Raw genomic sequence first — 21148 nt, forward strand, 5'->3', positions numbered from 1 at the left:
GATCTGTCGGCGGTCGTCGAGTGAATGCCCTGAGCTCCTCCATGCTCTTGGGGTTTTCCTCCTCGAATCCGAGAGAGTTTTGAAACTGATTCTTTCGGGTGAATAAGGGAAGCCCTGGAGCCGTCACTCCGGGGTTTTCTTGTTTGCAGCAGCTTGCAGTGTGAAAACGTGGCAGGGGGGAAGGCACAGAGCAAGTAAGCCACCCTTCCCGATTGCCTGCTGCCATGAAGGCAGGATCGTGCGTGGACGAAAGCGTGACCAACCAATGAGTATCGAGTGGTTACTCAGTTCAGGATTTCTTTCGTGAATCTTCAGGGAGCATTGCCTCAGCAGCCATCTCTGTACCCATAGCTTCCAAGAAGTATCACGCTCCCCTATGTGCCCACTTGACCTTGCCAGTCTCAAGTGGGGCGATGACGGCGAGTTGTCTCCCAACGACACCCTCAGCCTGGTGGAGCGATTGGCCAAAGCGGAAGAGTTGAGCCAAGGCGCCGACCCATCGAGTCTCAACTCCAGTGCCATTCCCCAGGAGGAACCAGCACAAGAGTCCTGATTTGAACGGCTCAGCCAACGAGCCGGTCATCGGAATTTAAAAGCGCCTTTCCTTTCGCAACTCTCACCACTTCACCTGAGAGCCCAGGGCTTTGATAGATGACGCGGTACACGTTCGCCAAAGCAAGCGATTTGGCTCGTGCATTGACGAACGCCTTGAACTCAGTTTTGAAGCACTGTTCTTGAACCCATTGGTCGGGCCCATCGCTTCGCTCAACGCAGTACATCACTCGGAGCACAGAGGACACGCAGCTTGATGAGGCTGCGGCCGCTTGCACTCGATCGACAGGCCAGCTTCGGGATCACGTCTTCAGTTGATGACGCGAAGCCTGGTGCAAACACCCTCAAAAGTTGGATACACAAGACGGAATCACATCGCGTCGAGCGGTAAGCGAATGCGATTCCGCCACCGGTGTGCCCTCGAACGCACAGCACGGCACTTGCGTTGTATCCCCGCTGGACCGCTTGAAATCGAGTCACTGACTACCAAAACCCGTTCTTGCTCGAGCATTGAGGGTGTGATCGTCAGTGCCGTCGACGATTCCAATCCTGAGACCAAATCGTGTTAAGTTTCGATAAGGCGCACTCGGTTGATGCTCAAAGCCTTGTTCTCCCTGGTTTTTGCAGCAGTGATGTGGGTTCAGGTGCCTCAGTGGGAGCCGGACTGGTCGCAGTGCTCCGTTGACACGCCGGATGTGGACTGTCACTGGTACGTCACGGCACCCGACAACACCTTTGGTGAAGGCTTCAGCTGGGAGAACGCACCCTGGTTCAGTGCCGAAGGGCTTCGGGATGTGGGTGATCTGAACAACACGATGACCACGATCCACAGCCAGGCCCTTCCAGGCAATTGACGCAGCCAGGAAAGCGTCACCCCTAACCTTTCACTCTGAAGAGACCTCAGTGAACGACTACTCAGCAGCCATCACCGCTCTCATCGTGGTCACCGTGGTGATCTCTGCTGCCGTCGTTTATGTGCTGGCTCAGCCGACCGATCTGCCCAGATACAAAGAAAACAAGGATCAATAGAGGCCACCCCGTGGGTGAACACTGACCGTTCCGCCCACATCGCCCCGCAGATCTGAATCCAGCACTAGGGTCGCCTGAGCACTCGCATAAACCTGACGTGAAAGGTCCGAATCTCGCTTTTGTAAGCGGCTCCGTGATCGTCGCGATCATGGCAGTGGTTGTTTTTATTGGCGCCGCCAACGCCGCTGACTGCCCTCGCAGCAAGTCAGCCGAAGCCACTTCAGTTGAGGCCCACCACAACGCCGATGACAAGGCTGACGTTGAAGCCTGATCGGCTCCAACATCTCAGCGAAGCGGGTCCACCTGCACTGGGGCGATGGTTTGGAGCGTGCTCAATGCTTCACCGATGGTCTGCCCAACAAAGATTCCTCCGGTGAGCACCGCAGCGAAACATGCCAACCCAAGGATGAGTCCAGCTGCAATGCGAGTGGAGCTCGTGGTTTCTGTTCTGCGTTGCTCAGTGCTGGAAGCCATCTGAGTTGCTGCGACAAACCAGTTGTGGCTCAAACCGCTCCCGGTTTCAACTGCGCATCGAATCTCTCCAGGCTTTTCAATTAGCCCTGTTCCCATGAGATTCCTCACGAAGGGTGCCTGGAAATGGTTTCACGTTTGAAGCAATTTCTCTTGTTGTCACAGCCAAACTGAGAGTTCAGACTGATACAAATAAACGATATCCAGATGAACCTTTATCAACAACCATCAAGCATCTTGTCGGTTTTCGTTTGTGACCCCTAGCGTCGTGCGGCTTGAAAAGACTTGTGCCTTCAAGGACTTCTCCTCTCTCAGGGCCCTTCCGTGTGACCAATCCCAAACCCAAACGGTGGAGAACCGCCATCAAAGCCCGAGAGAATCAGCTGCTGACTCTTGCCAAGGAGGCTTTGCAAGCGAAGAAGGAAAGAAGAGTGATTCATTTTCTGGACTACATCGATCAAGACATCGCTGCATAGGCAGCGTTTCGTTGGACAAATTGAACCTATCCGTCTGCGTAAGCCCCTGTTGGTTGGACTGGAGCCCTGAGCGGGAGATTCCTCATCAAGAGCCGAGGGGAACACAAAAAGGCCCCTGGAGATCTCACCTCCAGAGGCCCGTGACCCTCGTTTGACGACCGCTTCACTGTCGTCCAGATAACCCGTGAAAGGGAGTGGGATAACCGTCAGAAAAAGTCGTGGAGACCGGCCGTGGTTCCGTCGACCAGATGCAAAAAAAAAGGCGGCAGGGAATGCCGCCCATCAACAAGGGGACGTATGCGTCGAAGGTGCTGGCGTCCCAGCCTCACAACCTTCTTTAACCGCCTGCGGTGCCGTGGGCATCGTTTACGAACTGCCAAAAAAGGGGGGTGTTCCCTAAGCACCCCCGCGTTTGACGCATCGCCCCTTCACCGAAGAAGCACCCAAATGATGACGGGAGGTTCAGCGACAGGTCGTCGCCATCACGACAAAACGAAGGGTGCGGTCAGCAAGCCAAGAAAAAGCCGGGATTCCCTCGCCTCCACGGGTCAAGGCGCTGATCTGGGCTCTCTGGTGCCGACCGCTACGACAGCCCTGCTTCAACCCGAGGCATGACAGAAGCAGGCCAGAACAGAACCTTCATGGAATTCGCACTGCTTGCGTTGTTGACCTGCTCGCTTGCTTCAGTGATCGCAACGGTTTTCCGCGGGACCTACTGATGAGGAGCACATCCCGTCGGTTGGCCTTAGAGCACCGCTTCGCAAACACCGTGCTTTGGTCGCTTTTTGCGGCTCTGATCTTCCAAGCCCTGGCGAGTCGATAGGCAGGTTTATCGGCACAAGCCATCAACAACCCGTCTGGCGACGGGGGCAACTCACTGCTTTAACGACAACCGCCTTAGGCAGACATGGCGTTGAGCTCTTGCCTGTTCTTCAGAACTTGAGCATTAATGTGCAATAAAACATTGTCTGCTTCCTGGATAAATTTTTCCCGACACCATTCATCCGTAACCCTTCCAGCCGCATCCATCAGAGTGATGTATTGCTCTTCAAGCGACACTTACTTTGTGCAGTTAATCAATGATGGCAGGGCTGACACTGGCTGCAGTAGTTGCTGATACCTGAAGCTCGACAACAAGAAAACGGCTCTCTTCACAACTGGGCAGTCAAAAAAAAAGACCTCCGCCAAAGGCAGAGGCCTCAAGACAATCTCTGGGATGCGACCTTGTTTCCATCCCATGAGGTGATTCCTCACAACTTCATCGTGTCTAGAGGATGGGAAATGGGGAAGCAAACTATGGACAGCCTGTGGCTTGTCCCTCTGCCTGATCGCTCATCAAAAGGCGTTGTAGCAAAAGACGGTGGAGCGGAAGACGGTGGAGCGGAAGACGGTGGGGCGGTATCCCTACGCCCTGGTCCATGTTCAAACCTTTTCGGACGAACCGTGGGTGATGCCCAAGAAAAAGTCCCAGTGTTCGATGCCGGGACCTCCGCCTCTATGGACGCGTTTTGCACGCGCGTCTCACCCAACCTTCAGTTGTCGTCTTCTTTGGATCTCGGGTCGTTCTCCTTGTATCTGGGCAGGTCAGTGGGCTGGGCCAGCACGTAGACAACTGCTGCCGAGATCACAACGGTGACGATCACAAGAGCGATGATCGCTGTCGAGTAGTCGTTCAAGCTTCCACCTCAGCCTTCTCGTCTGCGTTCTGAGGAAGCTCAGTAGAAGTTTGCTCGGCTGTCTCGGCGTTGTGATGACAGGCGTTGGCAGCACCAACAACAGCGGTCAGGGACATGACCGCGATCAGCACGGCGCCACCGAGGTGGAGGGGGTTGAGGAGTTTCATAAGAGAGAACCTAACCGCCAGCTCAGACCCTCGGAACGATATGGGCAGGGGTGACCTGGCAACCTGCGGGGTTCACGCAGGACCTCCATGGATTACAAGGATTTTTGCCTCACCTGTCTGGTCACATTGGCGGCGATCAACACGGTGCTGAATTGGCTCTCGCAACGACGGCGCTAAACACTCAGATCAGCCTGGAACGTCCCAGCAGAAAACCGGCAACGAAGCCAGTTGCAGCTCCTTGAAATTGCCAGAGCTGCTTCCTGTATTTCCAACCCGCTCGGTCCAGGGCAATTCCAGCCCACAAGGATGCTGCGACAACCAAAAGCAAAAAGAGTCGTGTCATGCCTGTATGGGGCATGCCCACAGTGTGCGGCTGACCATCGCGTGAAAGCCACACATAAAAAGGAGGCGGGCCCCTCAGCCTGCCCCCACTCGACGCAATGAAGGCGAAGCGCCTTCGCTGATCACTCTGCTGAGTTCAACGTCCGCGCCGCGAGGTCGCGCAGATTGCTTCGGCATCGGAAGTAGGCATGAAGGCTGAGTTGAAGCAGTGTGTCGCTACGTCTAAAAGAGTGAAGCGACCCCCCACTCGACGCGTCGCAGGAAGGCAGCAGGAACGCGGGTTCCATCGCCCGCGCCTTCCACAACTGGTGCTCAGACCCTCGGAACGATGTGAGTGACGAAATCGGCGTTGACCCAGTTGATGACGCCGGTGTCGACATCAGCCACCTGAAACAACGTCGGGGTCTTGGGGTTTCTGGCACCACCATCGACCCAGATCACATCGGCCATCCGCCAGGCCCCATCCGTGTCAGCGACGATCACGGTCATGCCCGACTTGACGTGCAGGAAAACCGGATCCGACGTGGGCATCGAAACTCCGCTCGCATGATCAACCACCACCATAACCCAAAAAACAGTACAGCCGTACTAGCATAGGGGTGATCCCAGGGGCCAGAAACAAAATCTGGAGGCTCAAGCAACAGGCTGGGTGCGGCGCCGAGCCGATGCAAGTCGTCGACGCGTTGAAGCTGCGGATTTTGATTCAACACCTTTCCGGCCTCAGAAGAGAGCCTTACGGATCAGTGGGATCGCTTGGTTCGGAGAGGTTTGACGGAACAACCGTGGTCGACGTTTTCACCGGCCAAGGGGCATGACTTCAGATCCACCAAGAGCTTTCCCTTTGGTGGCCAAGTCGTACATCTCTTGGTGAATATTGTCCGTTTCGTTGCTGAACCAATTGGTCAACTCTGGCGGCACAATTTTTTTGGGGCCCAGGTCAATGAAGGAATACTCAAGCGTGATGAAGTCACCACCAATCGTGCGATAACCAAGCTCAAGAAGCATCTGGCCGCTCGCAGATGGGGCTTCTATCTGTACTTGCGTTGCCTTGAGGCTGAGCTCCACCAACTTGCTCGCAACCGTGCCATCACCGGATGCATCCCTGATTCTGATCATTAATGCTGACCCCTTGCTCTGCATCAGCAAGAGCTGAGTTTGCTTCCTCAGAAGCCATTGACATGCAATGGCATTGGCCTGAAGCGAGGTCTTAAAAAACGAGAGATCGTCCTGCAGATCCTGGGTCTTCTTGTGCTGCCTGAGTAAACCGAGTTTCGAGAGCAGCCACTTCATCGCATCATTTTCAAACGAGACCGTGAATAGCCCATTTTTGGGCTGGCACGAAAGATTCTTTTTATCGCTTAACCCGAGTATCTGTTGTTACCAAGAAACTTGAGGAAATGACATTGTCGAAGTGTGCGCGTTGGTACGACCAAACGAAAACGATGAAAGCCATGACAGGGGAGAGTTGCCAGCACGCTCCATGGCTCAAGCAGACTTGATCGCACAGACTCCGCGCGGCTCATCCATCCAAAAAATCGAAGCCGGCAAATTTCTGGTGTGCGACAGCGAGAACGTGTGCTTCTTCACGCGCAGCCTCTACCTCGCCGAGGAGCAGCTGGAGGAAATGGAGCTTGGCTACCGGTTCCCCTATTCAACCAATTTCCGCAAAGCACCCGCATGACATGTGGAGCCATTTGAGTAGCGAATTTCGCTGAATCAACTGGCTCCAATGGCTTATCTGTATCGCGTCCTGGTCTCATGCACCTAGCCCGGGACGCGGACCCATGTCAGCGGCAACTGCTGGGTCCGTTTGTCTAGCGAATCCAGTCGTTCTCCCGAGGCCAATCGAGCTTTTCGGCAGTCCGTATCAGTCGAAACCATCGCTGGGATCTACCGAAATTTTTGGCGGATCAGCACATCTTCAGAAATTTCCAGACAAGCCTGCTGAATGGCCTCATCATTGAGCCTTCAGTTGCCACACACCAGATGTGGTGCTGAGCAGCACGGGGAGAGCGACCCTGGGGCTGGCAGAAGGGTTTCCCCGTTGAGAGCGATCAATGGGGAGATCTCTTTATGTCTGAAAGCTGTAGACATTCAGTGCATCAGGCACAAATCAGTGTGACGTAGCGAACGTGTTTATGCGGATACCGCATCGCTCGGGGAGGACTCGCTTCTCCTCGCGGTTCCGTGGCTCCACATCATTAAGTCGCAGCTTGGTTGAAGGTCAGCCATCGCGGCAGAAGGAGCTGCTCGAAAAGGCCGACCACAGAGCTCGCATCATTCCATTTCATGAGACCTTGACGAGGAAATCATGAAATAAAAATAATTACCTATTTGCGATATTTAAAGCTTTGAGGTGCAGCAAACAAGCAAGTGCTTAAGTCGTCCCGTTATTTCATGGAGGACAGTATGCACAGTCAGAAGAACTCCCCGGCCTGCTTTTTGCGCTGGTCTGTGAGCAAAGTTGCTGACAGGCTCTATGCGGTTGCAGCAACGGTTGACGGAAAGGAATACGACTTTGTCGGCAATTTCAAGAGCGTTCGAGAAGCACAACAAGCAGGCCGCCGCTATGCCGAAGACCTGGTTCACAACTCAATGGCTGGCGGTCGCTTGTCGCTGAAACAACAGCCTCTAGCCGCCTGATCAGCTTCATCGGCTCCTGACTAAACACATGCAGGGTTCCCCTGGAGAGTGCACCTCCAGGGGTTTTTCAGCCTGAATCCATGGAACACTTGGGCACCGCCTGAGATCCGATGGCCAGCTTCGACACATCCACACCGTTCATGTTGCTGGCGCGAATCCACGTCAAACCTGGTTGTGTGGACCAGTACCTGGAGCTGGCTCGCATCACTGACGAAGCCGTTCAGGCATCTGAGCCAGGCATGATTCACCACACCTTTGATCAGGATCCGGACGATCCCCAAGCGTTCGTGTGGTCTGAGGTCTACGCCAACGACGAGGCATTCAGCGCCCATGTCTCCAACCCTCCCGTTCAGGAGTATCTGCAGAAGCATGCAGAGCTTGGCGATGGCTTCAGCATTGAGGTTTACGGCACGGTTGGCGAAGACTGCCGGCAGCTGATGGAGTCGTTTGGACTTCCACTCAAGATCTTTGAAACCAAGCTTGGATACAGCAGGGTCTGAACAAGCTGGCGGAAAGAATCCCTCGAGTTTTTGCAGTCATGCCTATGGATTGCTCTTTAGTTCATCCTCGAGTTCGTCAAGACGCGTTTTGAGTTGCTAGGCGCGACGGGTTGTGGGTTTGTCGTCATGGCCCTTCAGCGCTGATTTGATCACGGCGATCTCCTTCTCAAGCTTCCGTCTCCTGGTAAAGGAAAGCGCTTCCTGAGCAAGACCGATCAGAAAATCGCCCCGCGGGGCATAGCAAGGAGCATCTTCTCTGGACTCGTTATATGCGGCCGCGTCCTCAGGATCAATCATGATCCAGGGCTTTCTCAGCGACATCGGCCGCCACAAGAAACACATAGGAGAGTGCATTCATATGACTGGCCAGATCTTTGATCGATTCAACGATTTCCTTTCTCGATAAACCACTCTCCCGCTGAAGTCGAATGATCTCATGCGTCAGACGGGTTACATGGTCGCGACCGTAGTTGTAAGCAGTCCCAAAACAATCCTCACTCTCCTCATCAGTCCTGCAGGCTGCAGCAAAGTCTGAGGCAATTTTCTGGGAAAAATCTTCAACCTGGCGGCAGGGCATCGCTTTCTGGATTTGCCGGAATGTATGCGAGAAAAGAATGAAGCCCCAATAACTTTTCGAACCAATGCGTTGAACTTCGCATCCTTGCTTATCAAGCAAAGACAAAACTTTATATTTTTTCTTGGAGAAACAAAAAATTGCTCAACATTTTTCACCAAGACATCGATCCATACATCGATCCATGCAAAGGTGCTCTGCCTTGGTTGGACCGTGGTCGCAAGCCAAGGCCACCAGGAGCTGCTCTCATGCCTCGTTTTGACTGAGACAAGCTTCTTTTCCTCAAGCACAACAACAACGCATTCATCAATATTCCGTCGGATTCGCCAGCGTCCTTAAGGCCTGAACAGCGTCCTGCTCGATATGGCCCACCGTTCAAGCAGCGAATTCGCCATCGTGCTGTCGGGGCGAGGCTTCGGCAGCAGATGCTTTGCAGAGCTGTCTTCTGTTTGCCGTCGCCCCACCCCTTGCCCCGTTACCGCGCCACCCACGAATCACCCGAACAGCCCGGCGGAGAAGGCTGGCTGGTGAGCGCAGAGCAGCAGAAGGTGGTGCAGTTCAAACCAGATGCATCCACCGCCCATGCCCAGTGGGTGGTGGTGCGCACCTACAGCTGGATTCCGCCCAGTCCGCCGGTGCCCCAGACCCGGCGACGGATGCTGCGGCACAACGCCATCGAAGCCTGGAACACGATGCTCAAAACAGGCTGGCGACGCTGTCCACCGCCGGTGCGCTGATGAACCTCAGTGACGACTGCTGGACCGCTACTACCTATTTCGCCAACGTTGTTGAAGTTGCGATCAACCGATGACCAACGGATCCGGCACCTGGGCCAACAATCAGCCCCCAGCAGCAGCCGAAAAACTCTGGAGAGGCCTGGCTCTGGTGGGAGCTTTCCACATCGGAGGAATGCTGATCAACGTCATCTTCCAGATGATGGGCAACAACAGCCTGGATGGAATTCCCGCCAAATTCCTCGGCCTCTGAGCCCATCAGCCACAACAAAACGGTTATGAGCCCCTGCAGCAGGCAGGGGTTTTTTATTGGATATCTGGGGCGCGCCAAGCGACTCAGAGCCAGGGCAATCAAAGCGAGACCCAGCCATCTCGGGCTGAGCACAATTACCCATTGTTAAGGGAGATTGCGCAGCATTAAGTTCTCCTCGCATGCACGAGTCGTTCCCGGGGAGTGGGCTCTTCGGGAACCTTTTTTGGGTATGTTCCAATCAGGTGTGTGATGTATCCCGTAGGTGGGCCTGCGGATACATCTCCTCCTAATGAACGGCCGCTTCTCGCTAACAGCCGAGGGGAGAGGAGCAGGCGAGGGAACCTGCTCCCTTTTCCCTCCAGAAGCGTTTGCAGTGGTGCTCGCGCCGGCACGATCATCGGCCATGCGGGAATGATTCTCATTGAGCTGAAGTGCCTATTCCACCTCCTGAGAATTCCCTGAGAAACGCTCCAATCGCACCTGGAACGTCCCTCCACTGATCCACTCTTGGAGTGAAGGCTGTGGTGCCTTCAATGCGTCAAGCAGGAGCGGGCTGAGGGGCCGGCTCTTTTTTTTGGATCAGAAGGCCAGCAAAGGCCAGCAGTCCGCCTCACCAACCACAAGACTGAAACCAGCTGATCCAACGCCGTGCTCCACCAGCTCAAAGCGTTGCTGCTGGCGCTGAGCCTTTGGAGCACCATCCCAGCATCGCCAGCCCCGATCAGCCGCGACGATCCGGAATCCACCGACCCCGGCCGCAAGGGCATCTCCACCACCCGCGGATCCGCTGTGGTGGTCACCGCCAATCCCCTGGCCAGCACGACAGCGCTGGCTGCGTTGAAGAACGGCGGCAGCGCAATCGATGCTCTGGTGACAGCCCAGGCGGTGCTGGCAGTGGTGGAACCCCAGAGCTCCGGCCTGGCAGGTGGCGGTTTTCTGCTGCACTGGGATGCCAAAAAACGCCAGCTTTCAGTGCTGGATGGCCGTGAAGTGGCCCCCGAACGCAGCCGCCCCGACGACCTGCTCGACGGCGCGGGGGATCCCATCCCCTGGCGACAGGCCACCAGCCAAGCCAACGCCATCGGCATTCCCGGCACCGTGGCCCTGCTCTGGGAGGCCCATCAAAACCACGGCCAGATGCCCTGGAGCCAAACTCTGCAACCGGCGATCCGCCTGGCCAGCGCTGGCTTTCTGCCGAGCCCGCGGCTGTTGCGCTCGATTCGCCTGGCCCAGCGTTTCGGCGTGGCCCACAGCCCTGCGTTTCAAGCGCTCTACCTGCCCGGTGGCCAGCCACCAGCAGCGGATCAACCCTTCCGTAACCCAGCCCTGGCACGCACCCTGAAACTGCTGGCCAGGGAAGGGGGCCCGGCCTTTTATCAAGGGCCCCTAGCGCAGCAGATCCTGGACGGGATCAATGCCTTGCAGGCCAGCGAACCGAACTTCCGCGGCTGGAGCTCCGTTGATCTGAGCAGCTATGCCGTGGTGCGGCGCCCCCCCCTCTGCAGCCAGCAGCTGCAGCATCGGATCTGCACGGTGCCACCCCCCAGCAGCGGTGGCTTGGCGCTGCTGCAAACCCTGGCGCTGCTGAACCAGACCGCCAACCTGGCCAGCTCAAGCGCAGGTGAGCCGCAAATCTGGCGGCAGTTGGCCCGCACCCAGGCCTGGGCCGATGCCGACCGCCTCTACTGGGTGCATGACCCCATCGATGGAGCGGTTCCCACCGCAGCCCTGCTGGATCAGACATACATCGCCAGCCGGGCAAGAGCCATGCAGGGCACCAACGGCGCAAGGCCAGCACCGGGGCTACCCCCAGGCATCGAGGACTATCCCTACGGCAGACCGGATCGGGGCATCGAACAAGGCACCAGCCAGATCACGATCGTGGATGCCAGCGGCAACATCGCCTCCTACACCTCCTCGGTGGAGACGATCTTCGGGAGTCGGCACCTGGTAGGAGGCATGGTGATGAACAATCAGCTCACCGATTTCGCCTTCAAGCCCAGCCTTGGCGGCAAACCGGTCGCCAACCGCCGACTGCCTGGACGGCGGCCGATGTCGTCGATGGCGCCGACGCTGGTGTTCCGCAACGGTGATCCAGTGCTGGCCCTCGGCAGCCCCGGCGGCCGCAGCATCCCCCATCTACTCAGCCGGGTGCTGCTGGCATCCTTGGTCTGGAACGAACCGCCGGCAAGGGCGGTGGGCCTTCCCCATCTCTCGTGCCGGGGCACAACGTTGGTGCTGGAAAACGATCCGCCGCTGCCCTGGCCGTTTCCGCTGCAGCAGCTCACAAGCGAGACAAGGCCACGGCGTCAGAGCATCGGCAGCGGCACCGCTCTGATTCAAAAAATCGGCGCTGGCTGGCAGGGGGCCGCTGATCCGCGCCGAGAAGGCATGGCCCTGGCCCTGCCCTGAGCCAGCCAGCCGGCGATCAACCCTTGGAGCGCAGGTGCGTGAAGCTGGGCACGCCATTGCCCCAGGCACGGGTGATGGCAAGGATCAACGCCCCGATCAGGGCCAGGTTCATCGCAAAGCCACTGTCCACCGGGAAGGTGTGGAAGATCAGGGTGGTGGGCACCAGGAACAGCAGCAGCAGCGAGGCCCCCAGCACCGTGTTGCTACCGAACACCAGCAGGATCGATCCAACGATCAGCACCACAATTGCCGCCACCAACAGCACTGAAGCCAGGGGTTCGGGGATGCCCTTTGAGGCGATGAAGCCTGCGGTTTCAGCGAAGTTGGTGAACTTCGCTGGCAGGGCATTCACAAACACCGCCGCCATCAGCACCCTGCCGAGGAAATCGAACAGCTTCGAAGCAGTCATGGGGATCAATAGCCCGCAGGCAGAGGAGTCGTGACCAGCACCCTAGAGAGCAACTGTTCAGCAAGAACAGTCATGCACCAGCAGAGGATGAGCTGATCCAGGGATGGAGATCAACCGTCAAAGGCGGTAAGACGGAGTTCAGCAGGGTCGGGATGGGCCGAGCTCGATGCTGGAGATCAGACCCTTCACCCCCGCCGACCTCGACGTGGTCACGGCCCTGGCCCGTGAGCAGGATTTCGCCCCAGGAATCGGCGATATCGAGATCTACGCCAACACCGATCGCCAGGGGATCTGGCTCGCTTGGCAAGACAACGCACCGGTGGGCTGCATCGCGGCGGTCACCTACAACCCCGACTACGCCTTCATCGGGCTGTTCGTGGTGAAGCCGGAGCATCGGGGCCAGGGGATCGGCCGTCGGCTCTGGCAGCACGCTTTGAAAACCCTGAGCAGCGTGCAGTGCATTGGCCTGGAGGCCGCTGTGCAGATGATGGGCTTCTACGAACGAGCTGGATTTCAGAAGGACTGCATCACCACCCGCCGGCAGATGCTGTTCCGCAGCGAGGCATCACTGGACGCAAGCCCCGGCCAGCGCAGCGACGTTGCCGTCGTGCCCTTGCACGAGGTGTCGCTGGAGGCGATTCAGCGCTACGACGAACGCCATGAGATCAGCCCAAGGCCCCACTTCCTTGAGCTATGGCTCCGCCACAGAGCCGGAGATGTGTTCGCGGCGAGGGATGCCGAGGGCGAATGCCATGGCTACGTGCGCATTCGCCCTTGCCTGCTGCCAATCGGCGAGGGCTGGCGGGTGGGCCCCTGGCTCGCCGAAGACCCCGGCATGGCCTCGCTGTTGCTTAACAACGCCCTGCACCACCACAACGGTGTCGTGCTGATCGACACCCCCGGCCACAACCCGAGCGCCAAAACCATCCTCAGCGCCAGGGGCTTCAAACCGATGACGTCAACGGTGCGGATGTACAAGGGCGTGATCCCCAGGGGGCACGACCGCAACGTTTACGGCCTGGCCTGCCTCGAGCTGGGTTGATCGCTGAACGATCACTCCACCAGGAATTCGCTGCGCAAAGCCCGCGCATCCTGAATCCGCTGGCCCACCGCGAGCTGGCGGAGGCGGGTGTTCAACCAAGCGCGCAGTCGGGTGGACGACACCGACTTGTTGAGCAGACCGTCCGAAGGTTCAGGCGTGCCGAAGGGAATCGTCATCAACCACGCGCGGTGGTTCAGGCTAATCAGATCGCAGCCACGCCAGTCCCACTTTCAGCCGGTTCTGGCCTGAAAGGCAATGCGTGTTCGTGCTGATTGCCAGGGCCTGGCCCAGCCCCAAGACTGTGTGCATCGAGATCGGAGGCGTCCATGCGAGACGACGGTCCAACCGAGCAAACGTCAGAAGCAAGCTGACTTTCAGGCCCCTGCTCCAACAGTTTTCACACCTCTTGTTGGGTGCGCCCTTCGACAGGCCTTGTGCGAAAGGCCAGGCCGATCGGCACTCCATCTGCACCGTGCCAGGTGCCCTAAGGAGCTCCCATCACCCGACCCCTTGGAACATGGCCCCAGGCGCCATAAGCCAGACGCTTCGACCTTCCTTCAGCCACACCTGATGGATTGCGTCATGCACAAACGAGCGAGTTAGGCCGCCTGTTCACCGGAACGGGACGGCCACACCAACCCTGAACACCACCGTTCAGACACAGACCCCCGGCCCCTCCGTCACAGGGACCGGGGGTCTGCTGCTGATTCAGGCCTTGCGCTTTTGATCGGCCTGCCGCAGTTGCTCACGCAGGATGATCGGATCATCACAGTGGGATCTGCGGTAGAGCGCTTTGATCTTACGTGACTCCTCATCGAGCAACTCCAACTCAACCGCGTCTGCCATTCCCACGGTGAAATCTTCGATCTGGCGGTCTTCAAACTGATTCTCAAGAGCCATCAACTCCTTCAACGAATCACTCATATACAAACAACTCGACGCCATCAATTTGAGGTTTTCCCGGATCTTGATGTCGGCCTGCTCGCGAACATCGCGCGCCTTTTCCAGAGTGGCAATCAGATCACCACTGGCCGCTTCTTCAAGCGTTGCGGCAGACACCGTTGAGGTTGTTGCACAACCGAGCACCAGCACCAGCAACAACGCCAGAACGGATTGCAGAACCTTCATCGGACCCCCTGAAGACAGGTCACGTTAAGGGGAGTCATCAGACGACGTCCCCTCAGATGAGGGAGACATCGTTTTGGATCACCACTCCACAACCCCTCAAGTGGGTGATGTGTGGATCTCAGGTTTTGCTGATGCTGATGGAACACGAGGCGAGGAGCACCGAAAACCATGACCAACACAACCGCCAAAGCTCAATTGCTCGATCTGCTGATCGAACCGCTGAAGGGATGCAAAGGGCTTTATGCCCATCGGCAAAACCTGATGCAACGGGTGATGCGCATGCCCGATCTGGAAGTACGCGATCACCTCGTTCGGCTCAAGGCCAGCCATTTCCCAGGCACCTGAACCATGAAGAGCCGAAGAGCCCAATTCTTAAGGAATGCTGAGAGACGCAAAGAAAGCCAAACCCGTATCGGTTGTCGCAGACCGGTCCAAATACGAATCCGTAGGACGACTGCAGTTTCAAACGTGATCCCATGGCCGAAACCCTGCGTCTGCCCTACTCCGTACAAGGCAATGGAACCGTGGAATCGATCGGCAATCACCTGTATCGCGTCTGCGGACCAGCCGGATGCACCGTTGTAATGGGGCTCAGCAACGCCCTCTACCTGAGTCGCAACGTGCCGGAGGTGGAACACAACCACCACTCAGATCGATAACAAAAAAATCGCTCCAGCCATGGAGCGATTCATCAAGCCGAAGCGATCCCCATCACCCGGCTCACAGCACCAGATCTTGATGCGTTGGCTCGATAATACTCATCCAGCCCCAGATCTAGGGGGAGCACGATTACTTATGCAGGGCTCCTTGATCACATATCAACGCTGCATGTGGTGGCCATCGGGGTTATGTTGAGAGACCCCATCACCCGGCCCGCCCACTTCGGCGGGCTTTTTTGTGGCAACACCCCAGATGTAGCGCTGGTGCAAACACTGCAAAGGGGGTCCATAAAAAAGGAAGGGTTCCCTAGTCCCTCCCCTGTTCGACGCAGTTTCCCCCTGTTCTGAGCTGGGGGTTACCAGTTCATTCTGTATCGCAAGGAACTAAACGGCATCGGTGATTGCACCTAGCGAAGTTCGCATCAGCGATCAAGCAGGCCAGCATCGATCTTGGCGTCGGGATTGAGCTTGATCAGCATCCAAAGCAACATCGCCGAGCAATCGCGATCACTCACGCCGTAGTCATATTTCCAGTCAGCCACCATCCCCTTGAGCTCATGCTGAGCCTGGGTGATGAACTCATCGTTCCATTCCTGCACCAAGCGATTCAGTCCTCTTCGAGATCCTCTTCTGTGACGTAGAAGGGCTCATCAGAACCGGGCTGATCGTTCTCCAGCACGAGCACCTTGAGCGAATCATCGCTCTCGAACACAAAGAGGCCATCCTCATCGGGATGCACCCCCTTCATTTCAGGGTGGTGGTTGACGAGGCGCTTGAGGCGGCGCTGCTCCTTCCAAAACTTGGTTCCCTTTTCAACCAGATAAACCGTCAGAGCCAAGTTCACCAGCACGAGGGCGAGGAACACCAAGGCCTGCATAGATCAAAACCGGGTTCTGATGACACTAGCGAGAGAAGCAGGGAGCGCCATAGCAAGCGATACCAAGCAAACAAAGGCACGAAGAGAACGGGACAGGGCGTCGGTGGCGGCTCATAATGAGAATGATTCTCGGATGTCGAGGAGGTTGCGATGGGCAAGGTGTGCCTGATTTCAGGCCCCCCGGGGTGCGGGAAAACAACCTGGGCGCTCCAAAGGCTTCAGCAGCATCAAGGCCCCTGCGCCTACCTGCGGCTGGAGGGAGAGAAGGCAGCGGGGCTTGAACAGGGGGAAGACAGCGGAATCGACCTGACCTGGCTCAAGGGACAGGTGCCCAGGCTTGAGGAACCGGCAACAGCCAACGCAACGGATCTGAAGCAGGACAACGATGGGCTGACCCTGATCGAAGTGCAGCAGTTCCATCCCCCCAGCAAGGAAGGAGTTGAAGGGCTCGGAGACGACGTTCGCTCCAAGCTGGAGGCCTTGCAGCTGCACCCCGACCAACTCCTGCACTTCGGGCGAGACCCTGAATTGCCTGCAAAGGACACCCTGGAGTTCAGCAAGCTCGAGGCCTGGCACACCTCTCTGTCGGGTTGTGTCTGGGATCCCAACAGCCTGAGCAGCTTTTGGTTTGAACTCGTGAACGGTGCCTACGGCGATGTGTACCGCGCCAAAGGCCTGATGAATCTTCCTGACGGGCGGGCATTTTTCTGCAATTGGATGGTGAGCCAGGAGTCATCCCAGTTCCTGCCCCTGGACGCCACGGCACCGCCGCAGGGTCGCCCCAGTCGCACCTCAGAGCTCGTTGTTCAGGGCAAGGCACTCAACCCTGAAGGCATGCAAGCCACCATCAACGACTGTCTGCTCGCGGATGACGTGCTCGCCATGCAGCAACAACAGCTCCAGCAACAACAACCCACCTCGCAAGGCTGATTGACATGAACCACGCCGTCATCTCCTGTTTGCACGCCAACCTTGCCGCCGTGGAGGCGGTGCTCGACGACATCGACTCCCAGGGCATCCAAACCATCACCTGCCTTGGCGATCTTGTGGGCTACGGACCCCAGCCCAATGAGGTGGTGGAACTGGTGCGTCAGCGCGAGATTCCCACCTGCCAGGGGTGCTGGGATGAGGACATCATTGACGGTCTGAATGCTTGTGAATGCAGCTATCCCTCCCAACTGGCGGAACGACGAGGCCATCGCGCCCATCACTGGACAGCCGATCTGCTGACGGAGGAGAACAAGGCCTTTCTGGCTGAACTTCCGATGACACTGCGGCGCGACAAGCTGTTGTTTGTGCATGGCAGTCCGAACAGTCAGCACGAATATCTGTTGCCCGACATGAATGCCTTTGCGGCCCTTGAACGGGTGGAAACAGCAGGGGCGGAAACCTTGTTCTGCGGCCACACCCATCAGCCCTATGTGCGCGAACTACGCCAGGGATCCATTCGAGTGAAGGTGCAACAACGCGATCAAGGCGCACCAACAGAACAGGAGATGGAACTGCCGATGCGGCGGATCGTTAACGCTGGTTCTGTGGGGGAACCGCGTCATGGCAGCACCAAGGCCACCTATGTGATCCATAACGACAACACCGGAGAGGTGACGATTCGGGAGGTCGACTACGACGTCGCCAAAACCTGTCGAGCGATCGTTGATGCGGGCTTACCGGAGGTGTTTGCCTGGAGGCTCAGCCACGGCTTCGAATATGCCGAGCGGGCTGAAGACGCAAGCCACGTGTGTGAGCGCTGATGGAACGCTGGGCCCTGGTGAGTGGTCTCCAAGGAGACCTGGATCTGTACGAACAGATTCAGAAGGAGTTGAAGCAACAGCGGGGTGTTGCCAATCTCTTCGTTCTCGGTGATCTGATCGGATCACAACGCAAGTGCAATGCACTGCTCGAGCGGCTGAGGCAGCCGAAGCGCGCTGATCTTCAGCCCGACTGCATCTATGGCTGGTGGGAAGAACAGCTTCTGGCGGAGTGCGGTTACCGCGGCGAACGCAAGGCTGAAGGGCTCAGAGCCGAGCAGGGCGAGGCGGCGGTCGGAGAACTTCTCGCTGCGGTGGACGCTGACCATCTCAACTGGCTGGCATCGCTGCAGTTCGGCTTCATCGAACTCGACTGCGCTCTGATTCATGGCAGCTCCGCTGACGTCGGCGACCAGCTGACGGAAGACACTTCAGCCTTGGTACTTCTGGATCGGCTGACGCGGCTGGATGTGAACCGACTTTTTACGGCGCGGTGTCGGCGTCAGTTCCGACTGGAGCTTTCCGGTGGATCCATCCAATCCCACGTCAAAGACCATGCCGGTGAACAGCAGAGCGAACAGGCTGTGCCCAAGCGAAGCGTGATCGGCATTGGCGGGGGGAGGCATTACACCCTCTACGACCCCGCCACCGATCACATCGAGTTTCGAATTGCGGGAGAGCCTTCCAACGCATCGGGGAGGGGCTTTGGCTGACTGCCAGGTCTCGAGATGTTCTGTCGCAGCAACTGCTAAGTGAGTTGCTCGCCTGAACACAAGAACGTCGTTTCACAACCTTTGATCCCAAAGATCACCTCTGTTTTTCAAACCCAATGACCACTGAACCCGCCACCGCCAACGTTCCCGTCACCATTCTCAGCGGCTTCCTCGGAGCGGGGAAAACCACGTTGCTGAATCACATCCTGAGCAATCAGCAGGGGGTGAAGACCGCGGTGCTCGTGAATGAGTTCGGTGAAATCGGCATCGACAACGATCTGATCGTCACCACCGGTGAAGACATGGTGGAGCTGAGCAACGGTTGCATTTGCTGCTCGATCAACGACGAGCTGATGGAAGCGGTGGAACGGGTGATTGAACGCCCGGAACCGCTCGATTACATCGTCGTCGAAACCACCGGTCTGGCCGATCCCCTGCCGGTGGCCATGACCTTCCTTGGAAGTGAGCTGCGGGACCAAACCCGCCTCGATTCGATCATCACGTTGATCGATGCAGAAAACTTCGACGACGTCGTTCTGGACACGGAAGTTGGCCGGGCCCAGGTGATTTACGGCGACATTCTGTTGTTGAACAAGTGCGACCTCGTCTCCGAGGAGCGGCTTGAGAGCGTCGAACAGCAACTCAGAGCCGTCAAGAACGATGCGCGGATCCTGCGGTCGGTGAAAGGAGAGGTGCCTCTTGCCCTGTTGCTCAGTGTCGGACTGTTCGAATCCGACAAGGTGAGTTCTCCCGCCGACGACGGTCGCAGCCATGACCACGGACACCATCACCACAGCCATGAGCATGACCACAGCCATGGGCACGATCACAGCCATGGGCATGAGCACAGTCACGACCACAGCCATGGGGACGGTCATGACCACGGACACCATCACCACAGCCACAACCACGACAACCATCAGGACATCGAGGGATTCACCTCCATGTCCTTCCAAAGTGATGGCCCTTTCGCCCTGCGCAAGTTCCAGAACTTCCTCGGCAACCAAATGCCCCAGGAGGTGTTTCGGGCCAAGGGAATCCTCTGGTTCAACGAAAGCGAACGCCGCCATGTATTCCATCTGGCAGGCAAACGCTTTTCCATTGACGACACCGACTGGACCGGTGATCGCAAGAACCAATTGGTGCTGATCGGCCGCGACATCGACCACACCACCCTGCGGGAACAACTACAAGCCTGTGTGGCGCATTGAGTCAAAGGACACCGCACCCTCGCCATAAATCGAGTTGTGGTTGTTCCGTCTTGACGCTGGTTCTCGTAGGTCGCGTGACAACGGAATCGCCTTTGCTCAGCACCCAGAGCGGTCATTTTTTAGTTTTTAAATCGGACTGACGAAGCATGCTCGCCAAAACATCCCCGTTCTTCTGCTGCATCGCCAAATCAACAACGTTGCTCAAGGCCAATCGACGCGCAAGCCTGTCCATACGTTGAAACCAATCACAAGCGACACATGGTCGACCACAACCATCAAAAGCTCACAGCTCGCGAGATGGTGCGAGCCCACACCTACCCGGTGCTTGCGGCTGTTAGCAGTCTTAGCCTGCTCAGCATCACGGTTCTGCTGATTCCACAAGCCGTCAAAACCCATCGCTACAACCGCTGCATCGATGCACAGGTCGCCATGAGGGCCAGCATCAATCCCAAGGGAGGAGAAGATCCCGGCAAGATGAATTACCTCAAGGCCGTTGAACACTGCGAAGGCTTCTAAACCGATGAACGCCATCCAACCGTTATTGGCTCTCAGCTTCGGGGTTTCGGCCCTGTTGGTGAACACAACGCAAGGAATAGCCCACGGCAAGGGGCTCTATGGCACCGAAGCCGAAGCCCGGCAGCGGGCGGCTGAAATCGGTTGCAGCAGCGTTCATGAGAACAACGGACGCTGGATGCCTTGCACGGATGAACGGGAACTCCACCAACAGCTGCGCAAGCAATGAAAGCCTCCAAAACAACCAGCCGGCAGGCGCGGCGCATCCATCGCTGGCTGGTGCCGATCGCCGCAGCACCACTGCTGATCACCGCAGGAACCGGCTCCCTCTACAGCGTGCTGCTGGAGCAGAACATTGATGCCTTCTGGCTGCTCAAGCTGCACACAGGACAGTTCGGCTGGCTCAATCTTCAGCCCGTGTACCCAATCCTGCTGGGGGCTCTCACCATTGTTGTGACCGTGTCTGGGCTGACGATGCTGCTCAGGCCGGCCCGCACAACAGGGGGTTGAATCAACCCGACTGCCTCACTCCGCGCAGGTGCAGCCGCAGGTGCCACTGCCATGGCAGGGCTCGTGGTTGGGATGGCCGGTAGCACAGGCCTCTGAACAGAAACTCTGCCCGTCGCGAACAACAGCTTGGGACGCCTTCACCTCACAGGTGCAACGCGGACAGGCACAGGGCGTAGCGGGAGCCATCACAACCAATCAACTCACTGTTGTCTAGGCCGAAAAAAGATGAAACCAGAGCAAACACACAATTTCCACACACAATTCCTGCAGAAATATTGATAACGATTCTCACCCCAGACAAGACGCCAGGCCAGCAACGTGGAAGCCCGAATCAATCAAAAACCTGGACAATTTAAACGACAAATCGAGAAAACAAATACCGACGAAATCAAATCATTCAACACTGCACGTTGAAACAACAAGATCAAGTCATCTGAGCTAGACAAAGCATCAAGGCCCAAAGGGATCAAACAAACCCCTACTAGCGGGTATCAAAAGATACGCGCACT

At 57.2% G+C, this 21148-nt stretch carries 33 protein-coding genes; 20 read left to right on the forward strand and 13 right to left on the reverse strand.

Annotated features, from left to right (window positions below; translation table 11 throughout):
- Positions 1-376 precede the first annotated feature (376 nt).
- The 4 genes from SynRS9907_RS07960 to SynRS9907_RS07970 all read left to right on the forward strand — a co-directional run bounded on the left by SynRS9907_RS07960 (position 377) and on the right by SynRS9907_RS07970 (position 1852).
- Positions 377-553, forward strand: coding sequence for a hypothetical protein (locus SynRS9907_RS07960; RefSeq protein ID WP_188020603.1), 177 nt, complete (start codon positions 377-379; stop codon positions 551-553).
- A gap of 592 nt (positions 554-1145) precedes the next feature.
- On the forward strand, positions 1146-1406 hold the full coding sequence (locus tag SynRS9907_RS07965; protein WP_188020604.1) for a hypothetical protein: 261 nt from the start codon (positions 1146-1148) through the stop codon (positions 1404-1406).
- A gap of 49 nt (positions 1407-1455) precedes the next feature.
- Entirely contained in the window at positions 1456-1581 is a 126-nt protein-coding gene (locus tag SynRS9907_RS14045) for a hypothetical protein (protein WP_255441732.1), read from the forward strand.
- 97 nt (positions 1582-1678) lie between these two features.
- Positions 1679-1852: a hypothetical protein gene (locus SynRS9907_RS07970; protein WP_188022504.1), complete on the forward strand. Its 174-nt coding sequence runs from the start codon at positions 1679-1681 to the stop codon at positions 1850-1852.
- A 14-nt stretch (positions 1853-1866) separates the two neighbouring features.
- Here the strand turns inward: SynRS9907_RS07970 and SynRS9907_RS07975 are convergent, their stop codons facing one another.
- From SynRS9907_RS07975 to SynRS9907_RS07995, 5 genes are all read right to left on the reverse strand, one after another.
- Positions 1867-2055 carry a hypothetical protein gene (locus SynRS9907_RS07975; RefSeq protein WP_188020605.1) on the reverse strand — a complete coding sequence of 63 codons (189 nt, stop codon included), beginning with the start codon at positions 2053-2055 and terminating at the stop codon, positions 1867-1869.
- A gap of 2005 nt (positions 2056-4060) precedes the next feature.
- The gene (locus SynRS9907_RS07980; RefSeq protein ID WP_188020606.1) at positions 4061-4204 is read right to left on the reverse strand and encodes a hypothetical protein; all 144 of its coding nucleotides are present in this window, start codon (positions 4202-4204) and stop codon (positions 4061-4063) included.
- The gene (locus tag SynRS9907_RS07985; RefSeq protein ID WP_188020607.1) at positions 4201-4371 is read right to left on the reverse strand and encodes a hypothetical protein; all 171 of its coding nucleotides are present in this window, start codon (positions 4369-4371) and stop codon (positions 4201-4203) included. The genes SynRS9907_RS07980 and SynRS9907_RS07985 overlap by 4 nt, the downstream gene beginning before the upstream one ends.
- A 654-nt stretch (positions 4372-5025) precedes the next feature.
- On the reverse strand, positions 5026-5274 hold the full coding sequence (locus tag SynRS9907_RS07990; protein WP_188022395.1) for a DUF3104 domain-containing protein: 249 nt from the start codon (positions 5272-5274) through the stop codon (positions 5026-5028).
- Between the two features lie 234 nt (positions 5275-5508).
- Complete coding sequence (locus SynRS9907_RS07995; RefSeq protein WP_188020608.1) at positions 5509-6003, reverse strand: hypothetical protein; 495 nt, start codon at positions 6001-6003, stop codon at positions 5509-5511.
- Positions 6004-6178: 175 nt separating this feature from the next.
- On the opposite strand from SynRS9907_RS07995, the gene SynRS9907_RS08000 reads away from it, so the two are divergent.
- From SynRS9907_RS08000 to SynRS9907_RS08010, 3 genes are all read left to right on the forward strand, one after another.
- Entirely contained in the window at positions 6179-6394 is a 216-nt protein-coding gene (locus SynRS9907_RS08000) for a hypothetical protein (RefSeq protein WP_244278651.1), read from the forward strand.
- Positions 6395-7167: 773 nt separating this feature from the next.
- On the forward strand, positions 7168-7356 hold the full coding sequence (locus tag SynRS9907_RS08005) for a hypothetical protein (protein ID WP_115132832.1): 189 nt from the start codon (positions 7168-7170) through the stop codon (positions 7354-7356).
- Between the two features lie 110 nt (positions 7357-7466).
- Complete coding sequence (locus SynRS9907_RS08010; RefSeq protein WP_188020609.1) at positions 7467-7856, forward strand: putative quinol monooxygenase; 390 nt, start codon at positions 7467-7469, stop codon at positions 7854-7856.
- Positions 7857-7952: 96 nt separating this feature from the next.
- On the opposite strand, the gene SynRS9907_RS08015 is transcribed toward SynRS9907_RS08010, so the two are convergent.
- A complete protein-coding gene (locus SynRS9907_RS08015) occupies positions 7953-8153 on the reverse strand; it encodes a hypothetical protein (RefSeq protein ID WP_188020610.1) in 201 nt (66 codons plus the stop codon).
- Complete coding sequence (locus SynRS9907_RS08020; protein WP_255445827.1) at positions 8146-8538, reverse strand: hypothetical protein; 393 nt, start codon at positions 8536-8538, stop codon at positions 8146-8148. The genes SynRS9907_RS08015 and SynRS9907_RS08020 overlap by 8 nt, the downstream gene beginning before the upstream one ends.
- A 341-nt stretch (positions 8539-8879) precedes the next feature.
- On the opposite strand from SynRS9907_RS08020, the gene SynRS9907_RS08025 reads away from it, so the two are divergent.
- From SynRS9907_RS08025 to SynRS9907_RS08035, 3 genes are all read left to right on the forward strand, one after another.
- Entirely contained in the window at positions 8880-9167 is a 288-nt protein-coding gene (locus SynRS9907_RS08025; RefSeq protein ID WP_188020611.1) for a DUF1651 domain-containing protein, read from the forward strand.
- Between the two features lie 70 nt (positions 9168-9237).
- Positions 9238-9417 carry a hypothetical protein gene (locus SynRS9907_RS08030; protein ID WP_115009204.1) on the forward strand — a complete coding sequence of 60 codons (180 nt, stop codon included), beginning with the start codon at positions 9238-9240 and terminating at the stop codon, positions 9415-9417.
- A 648-nt stretch (positions 9418-10065) separates the two neighbouring features.
- The gene (locus SynRS9907_RS08035; RefSeq protein WP_188020612.1) at positions 10066-11829 is read left to right on the forward strand and encodes a gamma-glutamyltransferase family protein; all 1764 of its coding nucleotides are present in this window, start codon (positions 10066-10068) and stop codon (positions 11827-11829) included.
- Positions 11830-11845: 16 nt separating this feature from the next.
- On the opposite strand, the gene SynRS9907_RS08040 is transcribed toward SynRS9907_RS08035, so the two are convergent.
- Positions 11846-12238: a DoxX family protein gene (locus SynRS9907_RS08040; protein ID WP_188020613.1), complete on the reverse strand. Its 393-nt coding sequence runs from the start codon at positions 12236-12238 to the stop codon at positions 11846-11848.
- Positions 12239-12404: 166 nt separating this feature from the next.
- Here SynRS9907_RS08040 and SynRS9907_RS08045 point away from each other — a divergent pair, with 166 nt between their 5' ends.
- Entirely contained in the window at positions 12405-13280 is an 876-nt protein-coding gene (locus tag SynRS9907_RS08045; protein ID WP_188020614.1) for a GNAT family N-acetyltransferase, read from the forward strand.
- Positions 13281-13291: 11 nt separating this feature from the next.
- Here the strand turns inward: SynRS9907_RS08045 and SynRS9907_RS08050 are convergent, their stop codons facing one another.
- Positions 13292-13456, reverse strand: a complete 165-nt coding sequence (locus SynRS9907_RS08050; RefSeq protein WP_011364523.1) for a hypothetical protein — start codon at positions 13454-13456, stop codon at positions 13292-13294.
- A gap of 532 nt (positions 13457-13988) precedes the next feature.
- Entirely contained in the window at positions 13989-14372 is a 384-nt protein-coding gene (locus SynRS9907_RS08055; RefSeq protein WP_255446038.1) for a hypothetical protein, read from the reverse strand.
- 204 nt (positions 14373-14576) lie between these two features.
- On the opposite strand from SynRS9907_RS08055, the gene SynRS9907_RS08060 reads away from it, so the two are divergent.
- Positions 14577-14753, forward strand: a complete 177-nt coding sequence (locus SynRS9907_RS08060; protein WP_188020616.1) for a hypothetical protein — start codon at positions 14577-14579, stop codon at positions 14751-14753.
- A gap of 131 nt (positions 14754-14884) precedes the next feature.
- Positions 14885-15067, forward strand: coding sequence for a hypothetical protein (locus SynRS9907_RS08065; RefSeq protein WP_188020617.1), 183 nt, complete (start codon positions 14885-14887; stop codon positions 15065-15067).
- Positions 15068-15489: 422 nt separating this feature from the next.
- On the opposite strand, the gene SynRS9907_RS08070 is transcribed toward SynRS9907_RS08065, so the two are convergent.
- Together SynRS9907_RS08070 and SynRS9907_RS08075 are read right to left on the reverse strand one after the other, a co-directional pair.
- Positions 15490-15666, reverse strand: a complete 177-nt coding sequence (locus SynRS9907_RS08070) for a hypothetical protein (protein ID WP_255441738.1) — start codon at positions 15664-15666, stop codon at positions 15490-15492.
- 8 nt (positions 15667-15674) lie between these two features.
- Positions 15675-15932, reverse strand: a complete 258-nt coding sequence (locus SynRS9907_RS08075) for a hypothetical protein (protein WP_255445828.1) — start codon at positions 15930-15932, stop codon at positions 15675-15677.
- Positions 15933-16094: 162 nt separating this feature from the next.
- Here SynRS9907_RS08075 and SynRS9907_RS08080 point away from each other — a divergent pair, with 162 nt between their 5' ends.
- The 7 genes from SynRS9907_RS08080 (at position 16095) to SynRS9907_RS08110 (ending at position 20639) form a co-directional block, all read left to right on the forward strand.
- Positions 16095-16874, forward strand: coding sequence for a GTP-binding protein (locus SynRS9907_RS08080; protein WP_188020619.1), 780 nt, complete (start codon positions 16095-16097; stop codon positions 16872-16874).
- Positions 16875-16879: 5 nt separating this feature from the next.
- Entirely contained in the window at positions 16880-17695 is an 816-nt protein-coding gene (locus tag SynRS9907_RS08085; RefSeq protein WP_185186059.1) for a metallophosphoesterase, read from the forward strand.
- Positions 17695-18405 (forward strand): phosphoesterase, encoded by a 711-nt coding sequence (locus SynRS9907_RS08090; RefSeq protein ID WP_188020620.1) that lies wholly within the window; start codon positions 17695-17697, stop codon positions 18403-18405. Before SynRS9907_RS08085 ends, SynRS9907_RS08090 begins: the two co-directional genes overlap by 1 nt.
- 116 nt (positions 18406-18521) lie before the next feature.
- On the forward strand, positions 18522-19616 hold the full coding sequence (locus SynRS9907_RS08095) for a GTP-binding protein (protein ID WP_188020621.1): 1095 nt from the start codon (positions 18522-18524) through the stop codon (positions 19614-19616).
- Between the two features lie 258 nt (positions 19617-19874).
- Positions 19875-20132, forward strand: coding sequence for a hypothetical protein (locus SynRS9907_RS08100; RefSeq protein WP_188020622.1), 258 nt, complete (start codon positions 19875-19877; stop codon positions 20130-20132).
- 4 nt (positions 20133-20136) lie between these two features.
- Entirely contained in the window at positions 20137-20358 is a 222-nt protein-coding gene (locus SynRS9907_RS08105) for a DUF3721 domain-containing protein (protein WP_188020623.1), read from the forward strand.
- A complete protein-coding gene (locus SynRS9907_RS08110; RefSeq protein ID WP_188020624.1) occupies positions 20355-20639 on the forward strand; it encodes a hypothetical protein in 285 nt (94 codons plus the stop codon). Before SynRS9907_RS08105 ends, SynRS9907_RS08110 begins: the two co-directional genes overlap by 4 nt.
- Positions 20640-20654: 15 nt before the next feature.
- On the opposite strand, the gene SynRS9907_RS08115 is transcribed toward SynRS9907_RS08110, so the two are convergent.
- Positions 20655-20825, reverse strand: coding sequence for a conjugal transfer protein TrbI (locus SynRS9907_RS08115; protein ID WP_188020625.1), 171 nt, complete (start codon positions 20823-20825; stop codon positions 20655-20657).
- Between the last annotated feature and the right edge of the window lie 323 nt (positions 20826-21148).

This window comes from Synechococcus sp. RS9907, from assembly GCF_014279615.1.
In the GTDB taxonomy this organism is placed as follows: Bacteria; Cyanobacteriota; Cyanobacteriia; order PCC-6307; family Cyanobiaceae; genus Parasynechococcus.